Source organism: Arachnia propionica (assembly GCF_003859805.1).
GTDB classification, from domain to species: domain Bacteria; phylum Actinomycetota; class Actinomycetes; order Propionibacteriales; family Propionibacteriaceae; genus Arachnia; species Arachnia propionica_C.
Window position 1 is genome coordinate 78056 of record NZ_RQZG01000003.1, and the last position, 16233, is coordinate 94288.

Sequence of the window (16233 nt, forward strand, 5' to 3'; positions counted from 1 at the left end):
TCAGTCCCCGGGCGTCGTGACGAACAGCAACTCTCCCACCGCCTCGTCGAGGGTCACGGCCTCCTTGCCCACGACGAGCCGCAGATCCACCCCAGCACGTCGCACCGTGAACTCCATGCCGGGCCGCAGCCCGAGCGCCGCGATGGCGGAGAGGATCTCCGGATCGGCCTGGAGGTTCTCACTCATCCGCTGCAGGGTGGCCGTCACCTCACCCCGGTTCGGCACCACCTGGGACAACGGGACCACGCCGTCGCGGAACGGTTCGCCGTCCCGCTTGGCCCCGAGGTCGGTGAGCCCCGGGATCGGGTTGCCGTAGGGCGACGACGTGGGCTCACCGAGGATCTGGACCAACCGCTGTTCCACGTCCTCCGAGATGACGTGCTCCCAGCGGCAGGCCTCCTCGTGCACCTTGTCCCACTCCAGGCCGATCACCTCGGTGAGGAGGCACTCGGCGAGCCGGTGCTTGCGCATGACGTCCCGCGCCAGCTTCGCCCCCTTCGGGGTCAGTTTGATGATCCGGTCGGGTGAGACCATGAGCAGCTCGTCACGCTCCATCCGCGCCACGGTCTGGGAAACGGTCGGTCCGGACTGGTGGAGACGCTCGGCGATGCGGGCGCGCAGCGGTGGCACCCCCTCCTCGATCAGCTCGTAGATGGTCCTCAGGTACATCTCTGTGGTGTCGATCAGCTCGCTCATGCGGATTCCTCCTCCGGGTCAATCGTAGTGCGCTCCTTCAGCCCGAGGAGCGTTTTGGGGACAGCTCGTCGCAGCGTGTCAAGGGGGCTCACGCGACCCGCACTCCCCTGCGCCACACCTGCTGCAACCGACCCGTGTCGTCGACGACACAGACATCGGCCAGTTTGCCCACCTCGAGGGTGCCCACCTCGGTCAGGCCGTGCCACCGCGCAGGGGTGGTCGCCGCCATAAGGGCCGCCTCCTCGATGGAGCAGCCGACCTCACCGACGACGAACTCGAAGGCCTTGGCCATGGTCAGGGTGGAGCCGGCGATCGCGCCGGGGGAGCCGTCGGCGGTGACCAGCCGTGCGGTGCCGTCCTCGACCTCCACCTCGAGCTCTCCCAACAGGTAGCGACCATTGCCCTGCCCGGTGGCGCTCATCGCGTCGGTGACCAGACAGATCCGCTGTGGCGTGGCGGCATCGATGGCCATGCGGGCGATGATCGGGCGGTGGTGGATGCCGTCGCAGATGAGCTCGCTCATCACCCGTTCATCGGACAGCAGCACCGGGACCGGTCCGGGTTCACGGTGGTGGATGGAGCGCATCGCCGAGAACAGGTGCGTGGCGATGCAGGCCCCCCAACCGATCGATTCCGCCGTCGTCGCCTCGTCGGCGTCGGAGTGCCCGAAGGCCACCTTGACCCCGGCCTCGGTGAGACGACGGGTGGCGGCCTCACCGTGGGTCCGCTCGACGGCGAGGGTGATCATCCTGAGTGCCGGACCACCGGCCGCGATGAGCCGCTCCACCAGCTCCGGTTCCGGGTCCCGCAGCAGGGCCGCGTCGTGGGCCCCCTTCCGGGCCTCCGCCAGGAAGGGGCCCTCCAGATGGATGCCGTCGAGTTCCCCGGCCTCCACCAGTTCCCGGAGCACCGCACACTGCTCCTCCAGCCTCTCGATGGGTTCGGTGACGGTGGAGGCGAACAAGGTGGTGCTGCCCTGGGAGCGGTGGTACGCGATGGCACGGAGGTTGGCCTCACGATCCGGTACCCCGAAACTCACCCCGACGGCCCCGTGGCAGTGGGTGTCGACGAAACCGGGCACGGCCCAGCCCGTCCTCTCCTGCCCGCCCTCCGTGATGGCGGTGATCCGGCCGCCCTCCATCTCGATCACGGCATCGTCCACGATCCCGCTCGGTGTCACTGCCCGCCCCACCTGCAACTGCGTCATGGGGACATCCAACCACCAGGGCTCGGACACGGGCGAGCAGCCTGCACCCGGGATGGAAGAATGCTCACGTGATCGTGATCCCGCAAGAGTTGCTGCCCGCTGACGGCCGGTTCGGTTCCGGCCCTGCCAAGGTGCGCGCCGAGGCCCTGGAGTACCTGTCGATGCGCAGCGACCTGCTCGGCACCTCGCACCGACAGGCCCCGGTCAAGCAGCTCGTCGGTGCGGTGCAGGAGGGACTGGCGGAGCTGTACCGGCTGCCGGACGGTCACGAGGTGGTGCTCGGCAACGGCGGGGCCTCGCTGTTCTGGGACATGGCGGTGGCCTCCCTCATCGAGCGACGCTCCTCGCATGCCGTCTTCGGGGAGTTCACCCGCAAGTTCGCGACCGCGGCGGGGAAGGCACCCTTCCTGGAACCCCCGCTGGTGACGGAGAGCGCACCCGGCACCGTCGTGCTGCCGACCCCCGGTGACGCCGACGTGGTGGCCTGGGCCCACAACGAGACCTCGACGGGGGCCGCCGCCTCGGTGAGGAGGATCGGTGAGGGGCTGGTGCTCGTCGACGGCACCTCCGCCGCCGGGGGCATGGACGTGGAGATCACCGAGACGGATGTCTACTACTTCGCCCCGCAGAAGAACTTCTCCTCCGACGGTGGGCTGTTCATCGCGCTGGTCTCGCCTGCAGCACTGGAACGCGCCGGGCGACTGACCAGGGGCGACCGGTGGACACCGGAGATGCTCAACCTCGATGTCGCCGCGGCGAACTCCCGCAAGCAGCAGACCCTCAACACCCCGGCGCTGGCCACGTTGCTGCTGCTGGAGGACCAGATCAACTGGCTCATCGAGCTGGGTGGGCTGGCCGCGGCGGAGGCGAGGTGCCGCCGGTCGACCGACCACGTCCATGCCTGGGCCGGGCAGCGGGACTGGGCCACGCCGTTCGTCGCCGAGCCTGCGCACCGTTCCCCCGTCGTGGCCACCGTCGACCTGGCGGACGAGATCGACGCCACGCGGGTCATCGCGACGCTGCGGGCCAACGGGATCGTGGACGTCGACCCGTACCGGGCGCTCGGGCGCAACCAGCTGCGCATCGGCTGCTACGTCTCCGTGGACCCGGAGGACGTGAAGGCCCTGACCGCGTGCATCGACCACGTGGTGGAGCGTCTCTGAAGGTCGGATCCGGGTGGGGGAACACACGGTTCCCGGAACCGGTGCCCAGTCCTCACTCCTTGCGGAGCAGCACCAGCACACCACAACCGAGGGCCAGGACGGCGGCGGCCCCCAGGGCAAGCTTGGTGCCGCCGAAGATCGGGGACTTCTTGGGCTCCGGCTCCTCGACGACGGGGGCCTCCTCGGCAGGTGTGGTCTCCTGGGGAGTCGGTTCCGGGGTGGTCTCCTCTGACGGCGGTGGACTCTCGGCCCCGATCACGCGCTCGACGTCGCCACTCGGCACCTGCTCCTGACGCAGCACCTGTGACCCGACGAGCAGGTCATCGCCCCTGGCCGTGACGGACTCCCCCTCCGGCGCCCCGACGTAGGTGGCGGTGGCCGTGGTGTCCCACGAGTAGGCGTCCATCACCTCCAGCCCCTTCGCGCTGCGCAGCACCACGGTTGAACCATCGGCGAGGAAGACCGCGTCGGTCACCCCGGCCGGGGCATCGGTGGCGCGGGTCAGCTTGTTCACCGAGTCCTTGGACAACTCCAGTTCGGAGTGGTAGATGCCGGCGTTCTCCCCGGAGGTGATGACGTAGATGCGCCCCTTGCCCGAGACGAGCAGTGCCTGCGCCTCGTGTGAACCATCGGGGTAGGCGAACTCGTAGCTGCGGTGCTTCTGCTCCCCGACTGCGGCCTTGACCCGGTGCACCACGATCTCCTTGCGGTTCCCCCCGATGTCGCCGACGTAGAGATGTCCCTTGTGGAGGGCCAGCGCCTGGACCGATTCCGGCTGCGCCCCGAAGTCGAGGTTGCCCACCTTCTCACCCTTGTCGTCGGTGACGAGGATGCTCGCCCCATGGGCCTCGGAGACCGCGAACAGGTGCTTGGCGTCGTCGTCCCAGGCCACACCGGTGACGGCGGCACCGGCATCCGGCAGTTCCAGGTCATCGGCCGCTGCCGGGGTCCCGGCCAACGAGACGACCAGGCCCGCCAGGGCCAGGGCGGCGACGCGTCGAAAACTACTCATGGTGGATGTCAGCATAACGCGGGGCCGCGAATGTAGGCTTGACCCATGCGAGCAATGCAGCTCTACGGAATCGCCATCGACGATGTCCGCGACATCTTCGGGGCCCCGCCCGAGAGGGCGGAGCAGCTCCGAAGAGTGGCTGCCGCGCGTTTCCCAGCGCCAACCGCGAAACGACGATGGGGACTGTTCAAACGGGAACCTGCCCTCGAGGTGGACCCCACCAGACCGCTGAGCAGCGATGTCGATGCCCTGCTCGCCGGGCAGTTCGTCGCCCCCGACCGGCTGCCGCAGAGCTGGCAGCTGCTGCAGGCGTGGCTGGAGGAGCTCTCCTGCACCCACACCACCATCACCCACGAGTCACTGGACAACATCGAGTTCGACCTCGCCCGGCGCGGCCTGCCGTCCACCCACTCGATCCGGCGGCTGGGGGAACGCAGCCTCGGCATCCCCCTCGGCAACGAGCCGGGCATGCACACCGGCTACAGCCACCACGCCCACGCCGTCGCCACCCGCACGGCCCTGACCGGCATCGACCAGGACACACTCCAGGAGAGGACCCGCACGCTGGTCGTCCCCTTGCTGGACTTCCTGTCCGGGCTGGAGGGCGACGCGGACGTCGTCGTGATCGACGTCTGAGGCTCAGGCGTCGATCACCAGCACCAGGTCCCCGCCGTCGAGCTGGGTGGTGCCCGGCAGCACGACGCGGCTGACCACACCCGCGACGGGGGCGTTGATGGCCGCCTCCATCTTCATCGCCTCGATGGTGGCCACCTGCTCCCCTGCCGCCACCTCGTCGCCGACCGCCACCGTCGGGGTCACCGCCCCCGCGAACGGGGCCGCGACATGGCCGGGAAGGTTCGGGTCCGCCTTCTCGGCGGAGGCGACCTCCGAGGTCAGCGACTGGTCCTGCACGCGCACGGGGCGCAGCTGGCCGTTGAGCAGGGTCATCACGGTGCGCTTGGCGCGCTTGTCAGCAGCACCGATGGCCTCCAGGGCCAGCAGCAGCGTGACCCCTTTCTCCAGGGTGACCGGGTACTCCTGGCCGGGCTCCATGCCGTACAGGTAGGGGATGGTGGGCAGCACCGAGACATCACCGAAGTCCTCACGCTTCTGCTGGAACTCCTTCGTCGGCCCGGGGAAGAGCAGCCGGTTGAGCGTCTGCTGCCGCGTCACACCGGGACTCTGGAGGGCCTCCAGGTCCTCCGGGGCCACATCGGTGACGCGCGGAGGTTGACGACGCCCCTCCAGCGCCTGGGTCCGGAACGGCTCCGGCCAGCCCCCGGCCGGGGTCCCGAGTTCCCCGTTGAGGAACCCGATCACCGAGTCCGGGATGTCGAAACGCCTGGGATCGGCGGCGAACTCCGCCGGGTCGGCCCCCACCGCCACGAGGTGCAGGGCCAGATCCCCCACCACCTTCGACGACGGCGTGACCTTGGTCGGACGCCCCAGGATCTTGTCGGCCGCGGCGTACATCTCCTCGATGGCCTCGAACTTGTCCCCGAGCCCCAGCGCGATGGCCTGCTGGCGCAGGTTGGAGAGCTGACCGCCCGGGATCTCGTGGCTGTAGACCCGCCCGGTGGGTGCCGGCAGCCCCGACTCGAACGGCTGGTAGACCTTGCGCACGGCCTCCCAGTACGGCTCCAGCTCCAGCACCCCCTGCGGGTCCAGCTCGGGGGCGCGGTCGCTGCCCTCCAGCGCCATGAGCAACGCCGACATCGGGGGCTGGGAGGTGGTGGAGGCCATCGCCGAGTTCGCGACGTCCACCGCGTCCGCCCCCGCCTCGATGGCGGCCATGAGGGTGGCCAGCTGGCCACCGGTGGTGTCGTGGGTGTGCAGGTGGACCGGCAGGTCGAAACGCTCCCTGAGCGCGGTCACGAGTCGACTCGCGGCTGCGGGACGCAGCAGCCCGGCCATGTCCTTGATGGCCAGGATGTGGGCCCCGGCCGATGCGATCTGGTCCGCGAGCCGGAGGTAGTAGTCCAGGCCGTAGGTCTGCTCCGCAGGGTCGAGCAGGTTTGCGGTGTAGCACAGCGCCACCTCCGCCACGGACCCGGTCTCCTCGACCACCGCATCGATGGCCGGGCGCATCTGCTCGATGTCGTTGAGGGCGTCGAAGATCCGGAAGATGTCGATACCGGTCGAGGCCGCCTCGGCGACGAAGGCCCGGGTCACCGCCGTCGGGTACGGGGTGTAGCCGACGGTGTTGCGTCCGCGCAGCAGCATCTGCAGGTTGAGGTTGGGCATCGCCTCGCGGAGTTTCGCGAGCCGTTCCCACGGGTCCTCGCCGAGGAACCGCAGTGCGACGTCGTAGGTGGCGCCTCCCCAGCACTCCACCGAGAACAGCCCCGGCAGCATCCGTGCCTGGTACGGGGCCACGGCCAGCAGGTCGCGGGTGCGGACCCGGGTGGCGAGCAGCGACTGGTGGGCGTCACGGAAGGTGGTGTCGGTGACGCCGACGGCCCGCTGCTGTCTCAGGGCCCTGGCGAACTCGACGGGCCCGAGCTCCAACAGCCTCTGACGTGATCCTGCGGGCGGTTCGTCGGCCAGGCTGAGCCTCGGTAACTTCGTGGCGGCCTCCATCTTCGTCGGGGCCACCCCGTTCGGCTGGTTCACGGTGACATCGGCCAGGTAGCGGGCCAGCCGGGTTCCCCGGTCAGCCGGGGTCCGGGCGCTGAGCAGATAGGGTCGCTCATCGATGAAGGAGGTGGTCACCCCACCCCGGGCGAAGTCCGGGTCGTCCAGCACCGCACGCAGGAAGGCGATGTTGGTGGCGATCCCCCGGACCCGGAACTCGGCGAGTGCGCGACGTGCCCGGGCGGTGGCGTCGGCGAGGGTGCGGCCCCGGGCGGTCAGTTTCACCAGCAGGGAGTCGAAGTGGGGACTGATCTCCACCCCGGTGCCGGTGGTGCCGCCGTCGAGCCGGATGCCGGCCCCGTTGGCGGAACGGTAGGCCTGGATCACCCCGGTGTCGGGGCGGAAGGAGTTGGCCGGGTCCTCGGTGGTGATGCGGCACTGCAGCGCGGCGCCGCGGATGCGCAGGTCCTCCTGCCGGATGCCGATCTGGGCCAGTGACTCCCCCGCCGCGATCCTGAGCTGCGCCTGGACCAGATCGACGTCGGTGATCTCCTCGGTGACGGTGTGCTCCACCTGGATGCGGGGGTTCATCTCGATGAAGACGTGGGACCCGGCTCTTGGCCCACTGGTCTCCACCAGGAACTCGACGGTGCCGGCACAGGTGTAGTTGATGGCCCGGGCGAACTTCACCGCATCGGTGGTCAGCGCCTCCCGCAGCTCGTCGGAGATGTGTGGTGCCGGTGCGATCTCCACCACCTTCTGGTGGCGGCGTTGGATGGAGCAGTCCCGCTCGAACAGGTGCACGATGTCCCCCTGGGTGTCGGCCAGGATCTGCACCTCGATGTGGCGGGGTGCCGCGACGGCCTGCTCGATGAACACCGTCGGGTCACCGAAGGCCCCCTCGGCCTCACGCATCGCTGATCCCAGCTCCTCGCGGAACCGTGCGGGGTCGTCGACGCGGCGCATCCCGCGCCCACCGCCACCGGCGACCGCCTTGATGAACACGGGGAAACCGATCTGCTCCGCCCCGCGGGTCAACTCATCGACGTCGGTGGAGGGCGGGGTGGACTGGAGGATGGGCACTCCGGCCCGCTTGGCCTGCTCCAGGGCACGCACCTTGTTCCCGGCCATCTCCAGCACCTCGGCGGAGGGACCGACGAAGGTGATGCCGTTGGCCTCGCAGGCCGCCGCCAGGTCGGGGTTTTCGGAGAGGAATCCGTAACCGGGGTAGATGGCGTCCGCACCGGACTCCCGGGCCACCCGGATGATCTCGTCGATGTCGAGGTAGGCCCGGACCGGATGCCCTTCCTCACCGATGAGGTAGGCCTCGTGGGCCTTCACCCGGTGATCGGCGTTGCGGTCCTCGTAGGGGAACACCGCGACGGTGCGGTGACCGAGCTCGTAGGCGGCGCGAAAGGCACGGACGGCGATCTCACCTCGGTTGGCGACAAGGACCTTCTCAAACATGGACCAAGACTAGGGCATGCCCGCCGCTGCAAACGTGCGGAGCGTTGCGGCTGAGAACGCTCCCAACCGCAACGCTCCGCACGTTTGCAGCGAAGATCAGGCCTTCGCGGCGCTCTCCTCGACCGCGACAGCAGGGAGCTTGACCCGGGTCAGCGCCCACCCGACCAAGGCGAACAGCAGCCCGACCCCCATCACCAGGGCGGAGACCCCGAAGGCCATCACCGACGTGAGCAGCGAGGAACGCACGAAGTTCCCGGTCTCGACCATCGTGCGGGTCTTCTGGAGCTCCTCGGCCTTGGCGGTGTCCCCCGCCTCCGTGGCCTTGCGGACCTCAGTCCCGAGCTCCGCATAGGTGCGCCCCCCGGAGGCGTCCATGATGTGCTTCTTGACCGCCTCGGACTGGGCGAACGCGGTGAACGGCCCCTTGACCTCGGCCCCGGCGAAGCTGTCTGCATCCGGGGCCACGGTGATCCTCTCGGAGGCCAGCTGGGAGGACGTGAGCCCCCAGGTCAGGGCTCCGGAGAGGACCATGACGACCCCTGCGATGAGGACGAGCAACCCGATGATCTTCGGTGACTTCATGACTGTGCCTGCTTTCGACGGCGGAACGAAATGGATGATTTTTCAAGTACTTGCCCCACAACAGTCCCGCACATCACGGGCTGACGCAACCCCCATGGCCATTCGGCCGACACGGCAGCCGCGAGAACTCACCCGATCAGGGCCAGCAACGGTCCCTGCAGGAAGTAGATGATGAACAGCCCCGCCACGACGTACATCAGGGTGTGGACCTGCCGCGCATGTCCTCGGATGACCTTGATGAACACGTGGGCGAGGAAGCCGATCCCGATGCCGACGGTGATGGAGTAGGAGAACGGCATCAAGATGATGGTCAGGAAGGCAGGAATGCCGACCTCCGGATCGGTCCAGTCCACGTCCACCACCTGGGCGATCATCAGGAAGCCCACGAAGACCAGCACCGGGGCGGCCGCCTCCGAGGGAACGATGTTGACCAACGGGGCGATGAGCACCGAGGCCAGGAAGGCCAGCCCCGTCACGACGGAGGCGAGTCCGGTCCGGGCCCCCTCACCGACACCCGCCGTCGACTCGATGTAACAGGTGTTCGACGACACCGACCCGAGCCCTCCGGCCACGGCTCCGAAGGAGTCCACCAGCAGGATCCCGGTGACGTTCTCCGGCATGCCCTGCTCGTCCAGCAGCCTGCCCTCACTGCCGACGGCCACGACGGTGCCCATCGTGTCGAAGAAGTCCGCGAGCAGGAGCGAGAACACCAGCACCATGAGCGCCAGGAAGGTCGGGAAGGAGAACTTCCCGTCCACGAAGAAGCCCCCGACCATGTCCACCCGGAACAGCAGTCCGAGGTCCGGCAGCGAGAAATTGGACAGGGCCGGCACGTTGAGCGCCCACCCGGTGGGGTTCTCGGTGCCGATGTGCGGGCCGAGATGGCCGATGGCCTCGATGACGACGGCCAGCACCGTGGCCGCGATGATGGAGATGAGCATCGCGCCCTTGACCTTCAGCACGTGCAGCGCGACCAGCAGGAAGAATCCGATGATGAACACGAGGATCGGCCACGACGACAGGGACCCCCCGATGCCCAGCTCGACGGGCGGGGCACCGAGTGGCTTGCGCACCACCCCGGCGTTGATGAGCCCGACGAAGGCGATGAACAGGCCGATGCCCACCGAGATCGCGGTGCGCAGGGTCTTCGGCACGGCCTTGAACACGGCGGTGCGGAATCCGGTCAGCACCAACACGGCGATGATGATGCCCTCCCAGACCACCAGGCCCATCGCCTGGGGCCAGGTCATCTGCGGGGCGAGGGCGAAGGCGACGAGCGCATTGAGTCCGAGCCCCGTCGCGATGCCGATCGGGAATCGTCCGACCACCCCCATGAGGATGGTCATCAGCCCTGCGATGAGCGCCGTCGCCGCCGCGACCATGCCGATGGAGGCGGCGATCGCGGCGCCGTTCTCCTGGGTCATCGCCGCGTCCAGGAACTTCGGGGCGCCGGAGATCAGCATGCCGTCACGGTCGGCGGCGGTACCGATGATCAGGGGGTTGAGCGCGATGATGTAGGCCATCGCGAAGAACGTCACCAGACCACCGCGCACCTCGCGTGCGATGGTGGAACCACGTCGAGCGACACCGAAGTGCCGCTCGAGCCAGGACGCGTTGTTCGGGGTGTCAGCACCGTCGTCGCGGCGCGCAGCTTTCGGGGATTTCATGACCACGAGCGGGATTCTAGACCCTGCCCACGGGCCCAGTCCTGCCCACCTTCGGCCAGGACTCAGTCGAACAGCTGCTGGTCGATGCCGATGGTGTCGAAGACCGGTGCGGGCAGTTCCCGGGCCCGCTCGCCCGCGACGACGTCGGAGTGGCCACCACACCCGTGGTCGAGGCTGACCACCCGGGCATCGGAGGGTGAGTACTCGTTGGCGCACGCGCCGAACAGGGTGCCCAGCGATCCTCTGAGCGGCACGAAGTAACCGCAGGAGGAACAACCGGCCGGGGCGTGACGGCTGCCGTCGTCCTCTGATCCCGGGGCACCGGCCAGCCAGCGCTCGGCCGCGGCGTCCCGCCCCGCCCGGGACAGCACCCGTTCCCGGCCCAGTCCCAGTTCCGCGACGGTGGTGCGGAGCTGGGACCACTCTGCCGGGTCGGCGTCGGCCGGGAGATCCGTGGCGGCGAAGCCGGGCTCCAGCCTGGGGTCGTTGTCCGGGGTGGCCATGAGCATGCCGGGGCTGATGTCCCCGGCCTGGATCCGCTCCTCCCACGGCACCCAGGCGGGGGCCAGCAGGGCATCCTCACCCGGCAGCAGCACCACCTCGTTGATGGTGGCGACCCTGGCACGCGAGGCCCTGACCAGGGTGACCGCCCAGCGCCAGTCCCGATAGCCGGGCAGCAGACAGGCGAAGAAATGCGTGACGACTCGCTCGTCCTCGGCCACCACCTTGATGTGGTCCCCGACCGAGTGCGCACCGCCGGTCTCGACTGCGGCCGCTCGGGCCAGGTCCACCGCGGCGGCCGTCACGGAGTCCAGCTTCACCCCGGCCATGGTCACAGCTCCAGCTCGTCGGCCACACGTCGCAGCACCGCCGCGACCTTGGCCCCGTGCTTGTCATCGGGATGGCGGCCACGCCGGTAGCCGTTGCCGAGCGAGTCCAGCATCTTGATGAGGTCCTCGACGATCACCGCCATGGCCTCCGGCTTCTTGCGGGTGGCCTTGGACAGTGACGCAGGTGGATCGATGAGTCTGAGGGACAGGGCCTGCTCACCACGACGCCCCTCCATCACACCGAACTCGACCTTCTGTCCTGCCCGAAGGGTGGTCACACCGTCGGGCAGCACACCGGCGCGGACGTAGACGTCGCCGCCGCCGTCCTTGGAGATGAAACCGAAGCCCTTGTCGGCGTCGAAGAAACGGACCTTTCCCGTGGGCATGGCACTGGTCTTTCTGGTTGGTTGATGGCAGGCCAGTCTAGCGTGCCCGCCGACCAGGACCAACGGGGCCGAGGTTCGGCTCAGCGCCCCTGCTCGGCGACGTCCGGCTTGCTCGCCGCGATGTGTCGGAAGTAGTCCGCGTAGTGGAGCTTCGAGGCCGCTGCCTCGTCCAGCACCACGAGGGCACTCGGGTGGAACTGGAGGATGGATGCGGGGCACATCGCCGAGACCGGACCCTCGACCATCGCCTCGACCGCATCGGCCTTGTGCTCGCCTGTGACGACCATCACCAGGTGCTTGGCCTCCATGATGGTGCCGAGGCCCTGGGTGACACAGTGGGTCGGAACCTGCTCACCCTCGGCGAAGAAACGCGCATTGTCGTCGCGGGTGCGCTGGGTGAGGGTCTTGACCCGGGTGCGGGAGGCGAAGGAGGAGGTGGGTTCGTTGAAACCGATGTGCCCGTTGCTGCCGATGCCGAGCACCTGGACGTCGACACCACCGGCGTCCTTGATGGCCCGGTCGTACTCGGCAGCGGCCGCTGCGAGGTCCTCAGCGCTGCCGTCGGGAACGTGCACCCGGGCGGGGTTCATGCGCAGTGGTTCGACGACGGTGCGTCGGATGGTCTGCTTGTAGCTCAGCTCGTGCTCGGGATCGATGCCGACGTACTCGTCGAGGGCGAACCCGATGGCGTGGGAGAAGTCGATGTCCCCCAGGACCGCGCGGCGCGCCAGCTCCTCGTACAGGGCGATCGGTGAGCTGCCCGTCGCGAGCCCGAGCACCGGGGTGGGGAGGCCGAAGAGCCAGTCGATCACCCGATCCGCCGCGATCTCGCCGACCTGACGCTCGTCGGAACAGATGACAACTTCCATCGTTGGCCTCCTGGGGAACGGGTTCCACCCACAGAATTGTTCATGTGGGACGCAAAATGAACACTACGCAGCCGGAAACTGTGCAGCATCCCCAGCAGGAGGTTCGACGGACAAATGCTCAACCGGGGTGCGCGCAGCGCGCGATACTGTAGGTCCCATGGCTTCCTGGACCGACGGTGCGGCGTACGCGCCGCTGACACGACCAGACGGTTTCGCCGAGCCCCTGGCCGATCCGTTGCCCCGGGCCGAGCCGACACCGGCCGTCACCGCCGGGGCGATCGCCCCACCCAGCGGCTTCGCCCCGATGCCCCCCGCCCCCGCATTGGCCGAGCTCGGGGTCCCGGTGTCCGTGACCCGCGACCCGGGGCGGCCCTTCGAGGTGCGTTCCGCTCTGCTCACCGCCACCCCTGACCTCGGTGGCCACCGGGATCCACGGGCGCCGTTCCAGATCACCACCTCCCTCTCGGCACCGGGGCAGCCAGCCCTCATGCCCCCCGATCCCAGCGAGCTCATGGCAGCCCCGGCCCACCCCTACGGCCCCTACGGCGCACCGGCTCAACTGACTCCGGAGCGGCTCCATGCGCAGCGAGGACTCATCACGATCGCGGGGTGCGCATTCCTGCTGACGATGCTGGTGCCGGTCGCCGCGCCCTACCTGTTCGCCACCGCCGGGGTGATGCTGCTGCGCACCTCCCGTGAGGGTCGGCAGTTCGCCTGGGCGGCCTTCGGGATCGCCCTGCTGACCTGGATCGCCAGTTTCGTCGGTGCGGCGACGATCGCAGCCGATCTGGTGCGCTGGGTGGGGGCCTGCTTCGGGATCACCTGCCTGGTGTGGGCGTTCAACCGTCGCCCCTGACCCTCTGCCACTCGGCATCGGTGAGTGGCACCGTCGATTCCTCCCGGGTCCCGAGGTCCGTCGGGCACCCGGGTATCGCTGCCACCAGCTCCGGCAGTCGGTTCGGCCACAGGGCATCCGGGAGGTGGTCCAACCGGTGCCAGGCCGCACCTTTCATGCGTTGCCGCTCCCACGGGGTCCAGCCGCTGAGATCAGGGACGAAGCGAGGCACCACCGCCCGGTAGAACACGTCCTGCTGGACCCGGATCCGGTCCGAGTAGCCGTGCACGGCGACGCCACCACCGACCGGACCCACGAGCTGTGACGAGGTGAGCTCGAAGCCGGTCTCCTCGGCGACCTCACGGCAGGCGGCCTCCAGGGCGGGCTCGCCGTCGTCGATGCCGCCGCCCGGCACCACCCACCAACTGGAGGTCGGGACGCCGGGGTCGGAGTCGTTGATGAGCAGCACCTCCGTCCCGGCCAGGAGCAGTACCCGCACACCGTGCCGGAACTTGATCGGTCTCACTGGCACGCTGTGCGCTCCCGTTCGTGGGCCACCTGTTCGTCGATGAGATCACGCCAGGTCCGCACCAGGTCCGAGTCCACCCACGCCTTGTAACTGCCGCCGGGCCTGGCCGGGCTGCCGATGTGGAAGGCCCTCACCCCGGAACGCACCAGCCACGGCACGTGCTCGGGTTGCAGTCCTCCTCCGGCCATGGTGAGGGCGGCGATCCGGGGATTGGCACCGGCACGCCGGAGCAGGTCGTCCAGGCCGTGCTCGACACCGCGCACCGAACCAGCCGTGAGCACCTGGTCGAGCCGGGGCATCGCCAGCAGATCGGCCCAGGCGTCATCGGTCTGGAGGCAGTGGTCGATGGCACGGTGGAAGGTCCAGGGCCACTCCCCCGTCTCCAGCAGCTCGCCACAGACCTCCAGATCCACCCCGGCGTGACCGTTGAGGAAACCGAACACCACCCCGTCGGCTCCCTCCCCCAGGTAGGCGGAGATCAGCCCCTTCATGCGGGTGAGTTCCCCTCCGTCGGTGCGGAAACCTTCCCGAAGGCGCACCATGGGACGGATCTGGATGGAGGTGGCCCGCCTGGCCTTGGCAACCATGCGCGGCTCGGGCGACAGACCGTCGTGGTCCATGGTGCCGAGCAACTCGACGCGGTCGGCCCCGCCCTCCTCGGCCCGACGCGCGTCGTCGGCATGGAGCGCAATCACTTCCAACAGGCTCATGGGACAAGTCTGCCTCACACGACCGTTCCGAGCTGACCCGGTGAGATCGCATCGCACACTGTCATGTTCCAATCCCACGGCTCCCTTGTCTCGGTCTGTTGATGCCGGTGCGCGCCTGAGATGCACTCGAGGGGCTGCTCTTGGCACCTTGTACCGCTTCAGCAGCACGTGTGGGGAACGACAACCGGGCACGTTCTGCGGCACGCCACGCAGCGTCTCGTTCCTCCGGCGAAGCCGCCGAGCTGACGATCTGATCGAACATCTGACACAGCGGCCCGAAGTCCTGCTGCTCGGCTGCCGCTCGGCTCGCCTGATCGTTGGTCGCGCCGTGCACGGTACGCCAGTCGAGTTGCCACCCGGCGTCACGGGCGACACGGTTCCAGAACACTCGTTGTGCTCTACCGTTCCCCTCACGGAACGGGTGCACGTAGTTGAACTGATCGTAGTGATGAGCAAGACGCTCAATGAACTGCTCTCTGTTCATACCCCGTCATACCCCGCAGCTCGCCATCAGCGCGCAGCTCTTCCGCACAGTACACGGATGCGCGTCCGATCATCGACACGGGAAGGAAGAACTGGGCTCCCTCGACGTTCTTTCGGATGTCGACCGTGCGCAGCTCACCAGCCCAGTCGTAGACGTCCTGGAACAGGTGACGGTGGATCGCGCGCAACTCGTTGAGATCGCTGGTCGGCGGCACCGGGTGTTCCATGAGTTGCACCAGGCGAGTGAACGAAAGATCGCCCTCCATCAGGTCGAGAGCCTGCTGTGTACGTGCGCCGACCTTGTTCCTCAGCAGTCCCGTCTCAGGGTCGAGATACGGGTCGACGAACTCAGTCAAGGCCGTAGCGCGCCCGGGCACGGGCCACCAGCTCGTCGGAGTCGATGCGGCCAGCGATGTACTCCTGGGCATCCTCACGACAGGCCTGGCTCACTGACAGCCCTTCCATCTCATTGCTGTGGATTGCCTCGGCCACGTACCGCTCGCGCTCGGCTTCGGTCGTGGTGGTGGTCGCTGATTCGGTGGCCACAGGTGCTCCTCCTGCTCGGTACCACGTCCATTCTAGAGAGTGCAGGGACAGGAGTTCGGGGCTCCAGACCGCCGCCCCTCTCACGCCTCGGTCTGCTCAGCAGAGCTCAACAGTGAGCCCCACCAGTGAGCGAAGACGGGGCATCGTTCCAGGATCGCCCCCAGACCGACCTCTGCTATCCACTGCGGCCCGTGAAGCACCTTGGAGTAGTCCGAGCGGATGGCAAGCAGTCGCTTCGACGGCGCCAGGTCGGGTCGTGAATTCACCTTCTCCGGCCCTCCTGCTTCGTCGATGGCGGCGCGCAGTGAGGCAATCTGCTTGGGCTTGAGCCAGTCCCCTCCCGGCACCGGCATCAATGGCCGCGAGCACCCAGGCCTCCGTCTCGTGCGGAACCACCAAGGGGTTGAACCTCGAGGAGGCGTACTCAGCGTGCAGGGCCTCCGTCACTTTTTCCCAATCCTGAAGCTGATCCCCTGAGCGCCCAGGAGCTCTCTTCGGGTATCCGTAGAGGTCCACGAGCAGGCCCACCGCCGCCCAGTGCTTCTCCTCCAGCAGCGGTCGCAGCTTGTCGTGGTAGTGGCGCCACGACCCACCGCCGTGATGTCCCTGAGGTGCACACCACGATGAGCTGCAGCACGATGCCGTGTTCCCGGGCCGCCGGAGCCAGCACCTGAGCC

At 68.4% G+C, this 16233-nt stretch carries 18 protein-coding genes and 1 pseudogene; 3 read left to right on the forward strand and 16 right to left on the reverse strand.

Going from position 1 to position 16233, the window contains the following annotated elements:
* Together EII34_RS03875 and EII34_RS03880 are read right to left on the reverse strand one after the other, a co-directional pair.
* Entirely contained in the window at nt 1-696 is a 696-nt protein-coding gene (locus EII34_RS03875) for a metal-dependent transcriptional regulator (RefSeq protein WP_124843123.1), read from the reverse strand.
* A gap of 88 nt (nt 697-784) precedes the next feature.
* Nucleotides 785-1903, reverse strand: a complete 1119-nt coding sequence (locus EII34_RS03880) for an N-acetylglucosamine-6-phosphate deacetylase (RefSeq protein ID WP_124843125.1) — start codon at nt 1901-1903, stop codon at nt 785-787.
* Between the two features lie 68 nt (nt 1904-1971).
* On the opposite strand from EII34_RS03880, the gene serC reads away from it, so the two are divergent.
* Nucleotides 1972-3066 (forward strand): phosphoserine transaminase, encoded by a 1095-nt coding sequence (serC, locus tag EII34_RS03885; protein WP_124843127.1) that lies wholly within the window; start codon nt 1972-1974, stop codon nt 3064-3066.
* 52 nt (nt 3067-3118) lie between these two features.
* On the opposite strand, the gene EII34_RS03890 is transcribed toward serC, so the two are convergent.
* Complete coding sequence (locus EII34_RS03890) at nt 3119-4078, reverse strand: NHL repeat-containing protein (protein ID WP_124843129.1); 960 nt, start codon at nt 4076-4078, stop codon at nt 3119-3121.
* 45 nt (nt 4079-4123) lie between these two features.
* Between EII34_RS03890 and EII34_RS03895 the strand changes: the two genes are divergently transcribed.
* Complete coding sequence (locus EII34_RS03895) at nt 4124-4714, forward strand: hypothetical protein (RefSeq protein WP_124843131.1); 591 nt, start codon at nt 4124-4126, stop codon at nt 4712-4714.
* A gap of 3 nt (nt 4715-4717) precedes the next feature.
* Here EII34_RS03895 and EII34_RS03900 read toward each other — a convergent pair whose 3' ends face one another.
* The 6 genes from EII34_RS03900 to nagB all read right to left on the reverse strand — a co-directional run bounded on the left by EII34_RS03900 (nt 4718) and on the right by nagB (nt 12453).
* Entirely contained in the window at nt 4718-8119 is a 3402-nt protein-coding gene (locus EII34_RS03900) for a pyruvate carboxylase (RefSeq protein ID WP_124843133.1), read from the reverse strand.
* A 96-nt stretch (nt 8120-8215) separates the two neighbouring features.
* The gene (locus tag EII34_RS03905) at nt 8216-8701 is read right to left on the reverse strand and encodes an aromatic ring-opening dioxygenase LigA (RefSeq protein ID WP_124843135.1); all 486 of its coding nucleotides are present in this window, start codon (nt 8699-8701) and stop codon (nt 8216-8218) included.
* 128 nt (nt 8702-8829) lie between these two features.
* Nucleotides 8830-10368, reverse strand: a complete 1539-nt coding sequence (locus EII34_RS03910; protein ID WP_124843137.1) for an NCS2 family permease — start codon at nt 10366-10368, stop codon at nt 8830-8832.
* A gap of 62 nt (nt 10369-10430) precedes the next feature.
* Nucleotides 10431-11198 (reverse strand): DUF3027 domain-containing protein, encoded by a 768-nt coding sequence (locus EII34_RS03915; protein ID WP_124843139.1) that lies wholly within the window; start codon nt 11196-11198, stop codon nt 10431-10433.
* A gap of 2 nt (nt 11199-11200) precedes the next feature.
* Nucleotides 11201-11584: a cold-shock protein gene (locus EII34_RS03920; protein WP_124843141.1), complete on the reverse strand. Its 384-nt coding sequence runs from the start codon at nt 11582-11584 to the stop codon at nt 11201-11203.
* 80 nt (nt 11585-11664) lie between these two features.
* The gene (nagB, locus tag EII34_RS03925; RefSeq protein ID WP_124843143.1) at nt 11665-12453 is read right to left on the reverse strand and encodes a glucosamine-6-phosphate deaminase; all 789 of its coding nucleotides are present in this window, start codon (nt 12451-12453) and stop codon (nt 11665-11667) included.
* A 157-nt stretch (nt 12454-12610) separates the two neighbouring features.
* Between nagB and EII34_RS03930 the strand changes: the two genes are divergently transcribed.
* Nucleotides 12611-13309, forward strand: coding sequence for a hypothetical protein (locus EII34_RS03930; RefSeq protein ID WP_124843145.1), 699 nt, complete (start codon nt 12611-12613; stop codon nt 13307-13309).
* Here the strand turns inward: EII34_RS03930 and EII34_RS03935 are convergent.
* The 7 genes and pseudogenes from EII34_RS03935 to EII34_RS16775 all read right to left on the reverse strand — a co-directional run.
* Nucleotides 13293-13814, reverse strand: coding sequence for an NUDIX hydrolase (locus EII34_RS03935; RefSeq protein ID WP_185711163.1), 522 nt, complete (start codon nt 13812-13814; stop codon nt 13293-13295). The two genes, EII34_RS03930 and EII34_RS03935, sit on opposite strands and share 17 nt — an antisense overlap.
* A complete protein-coding gene (locus tag EII34_RS03940; protein WP_124843149.1) occupies nt 13811-14527 on the reverse strand; it encodes a copper homeostasis protein CutC in 717 nt (238 codons plus the stop codon). The genes EII34_RS03935 and EII34_RS03940 overlap by 4 nt, the downstream gene beginning before the upstream one ends.
* 61 nt (nt 14528-14588) lie before the next feature.
* Entirely contained in the window at nt 14589-15011 is a 423-nt protein-coding gene (locus EII34_RS16450; RefSeq protein ID WP_260425043.1) for a Fic family protein, read from the reverse strand.
* Nucleotides 14989-15366, reverse strand: a complete 378-nt coding sequence (locus EII34_RS16455) for a Fic/DOC family protein (protein WP_260425044.1) — start codon at nt 15364-15366, stop codon at nt 14989-14991. Before EII34_RS16455 ends, EII34_RS16450 begins: the two co-directional genes overlap by 23 nt.
* The gene (locus EII34_RS03950; RefSeq protein ID WP_124843151.1) at nt 15359-15556 is read right to left on the reverse strand and encodes an antitoxin VbhA family protein; all 198 of its coding nucleotides are present in this window, start codon (nt 15554-15556) and stop codon (nt 15359-15361) included. Before EII34_RS03950 ends, EII34_RS16455 begins: the two co-directional genes overlap by 8 nt.
* An 80-nt stretch (nt 15557-15636) precedes the next feature.
* The gene (locus tag EII34_RS16230; RefSeq protein ID WP_221620192.1) at nt 15637-15909 is read right to left on the reverse strand and encodes a DUF4276 family protein; all 273 of its coding nucleotides are present in this window, start codon (nt 15907-15909) and stop codon (nt 15637-15639) included.
* A 49-nt stretch (nt 15910-15958) separates the two neighbouring features.
* Nucleotides 15959-16120, reverse strand: a pseudogene (locus EII34_RS16775) (hypothetical protein); the annotation flags it as partial.
* Nucleotides 16121-16233 lie beyond the last annotated feature (113 nt).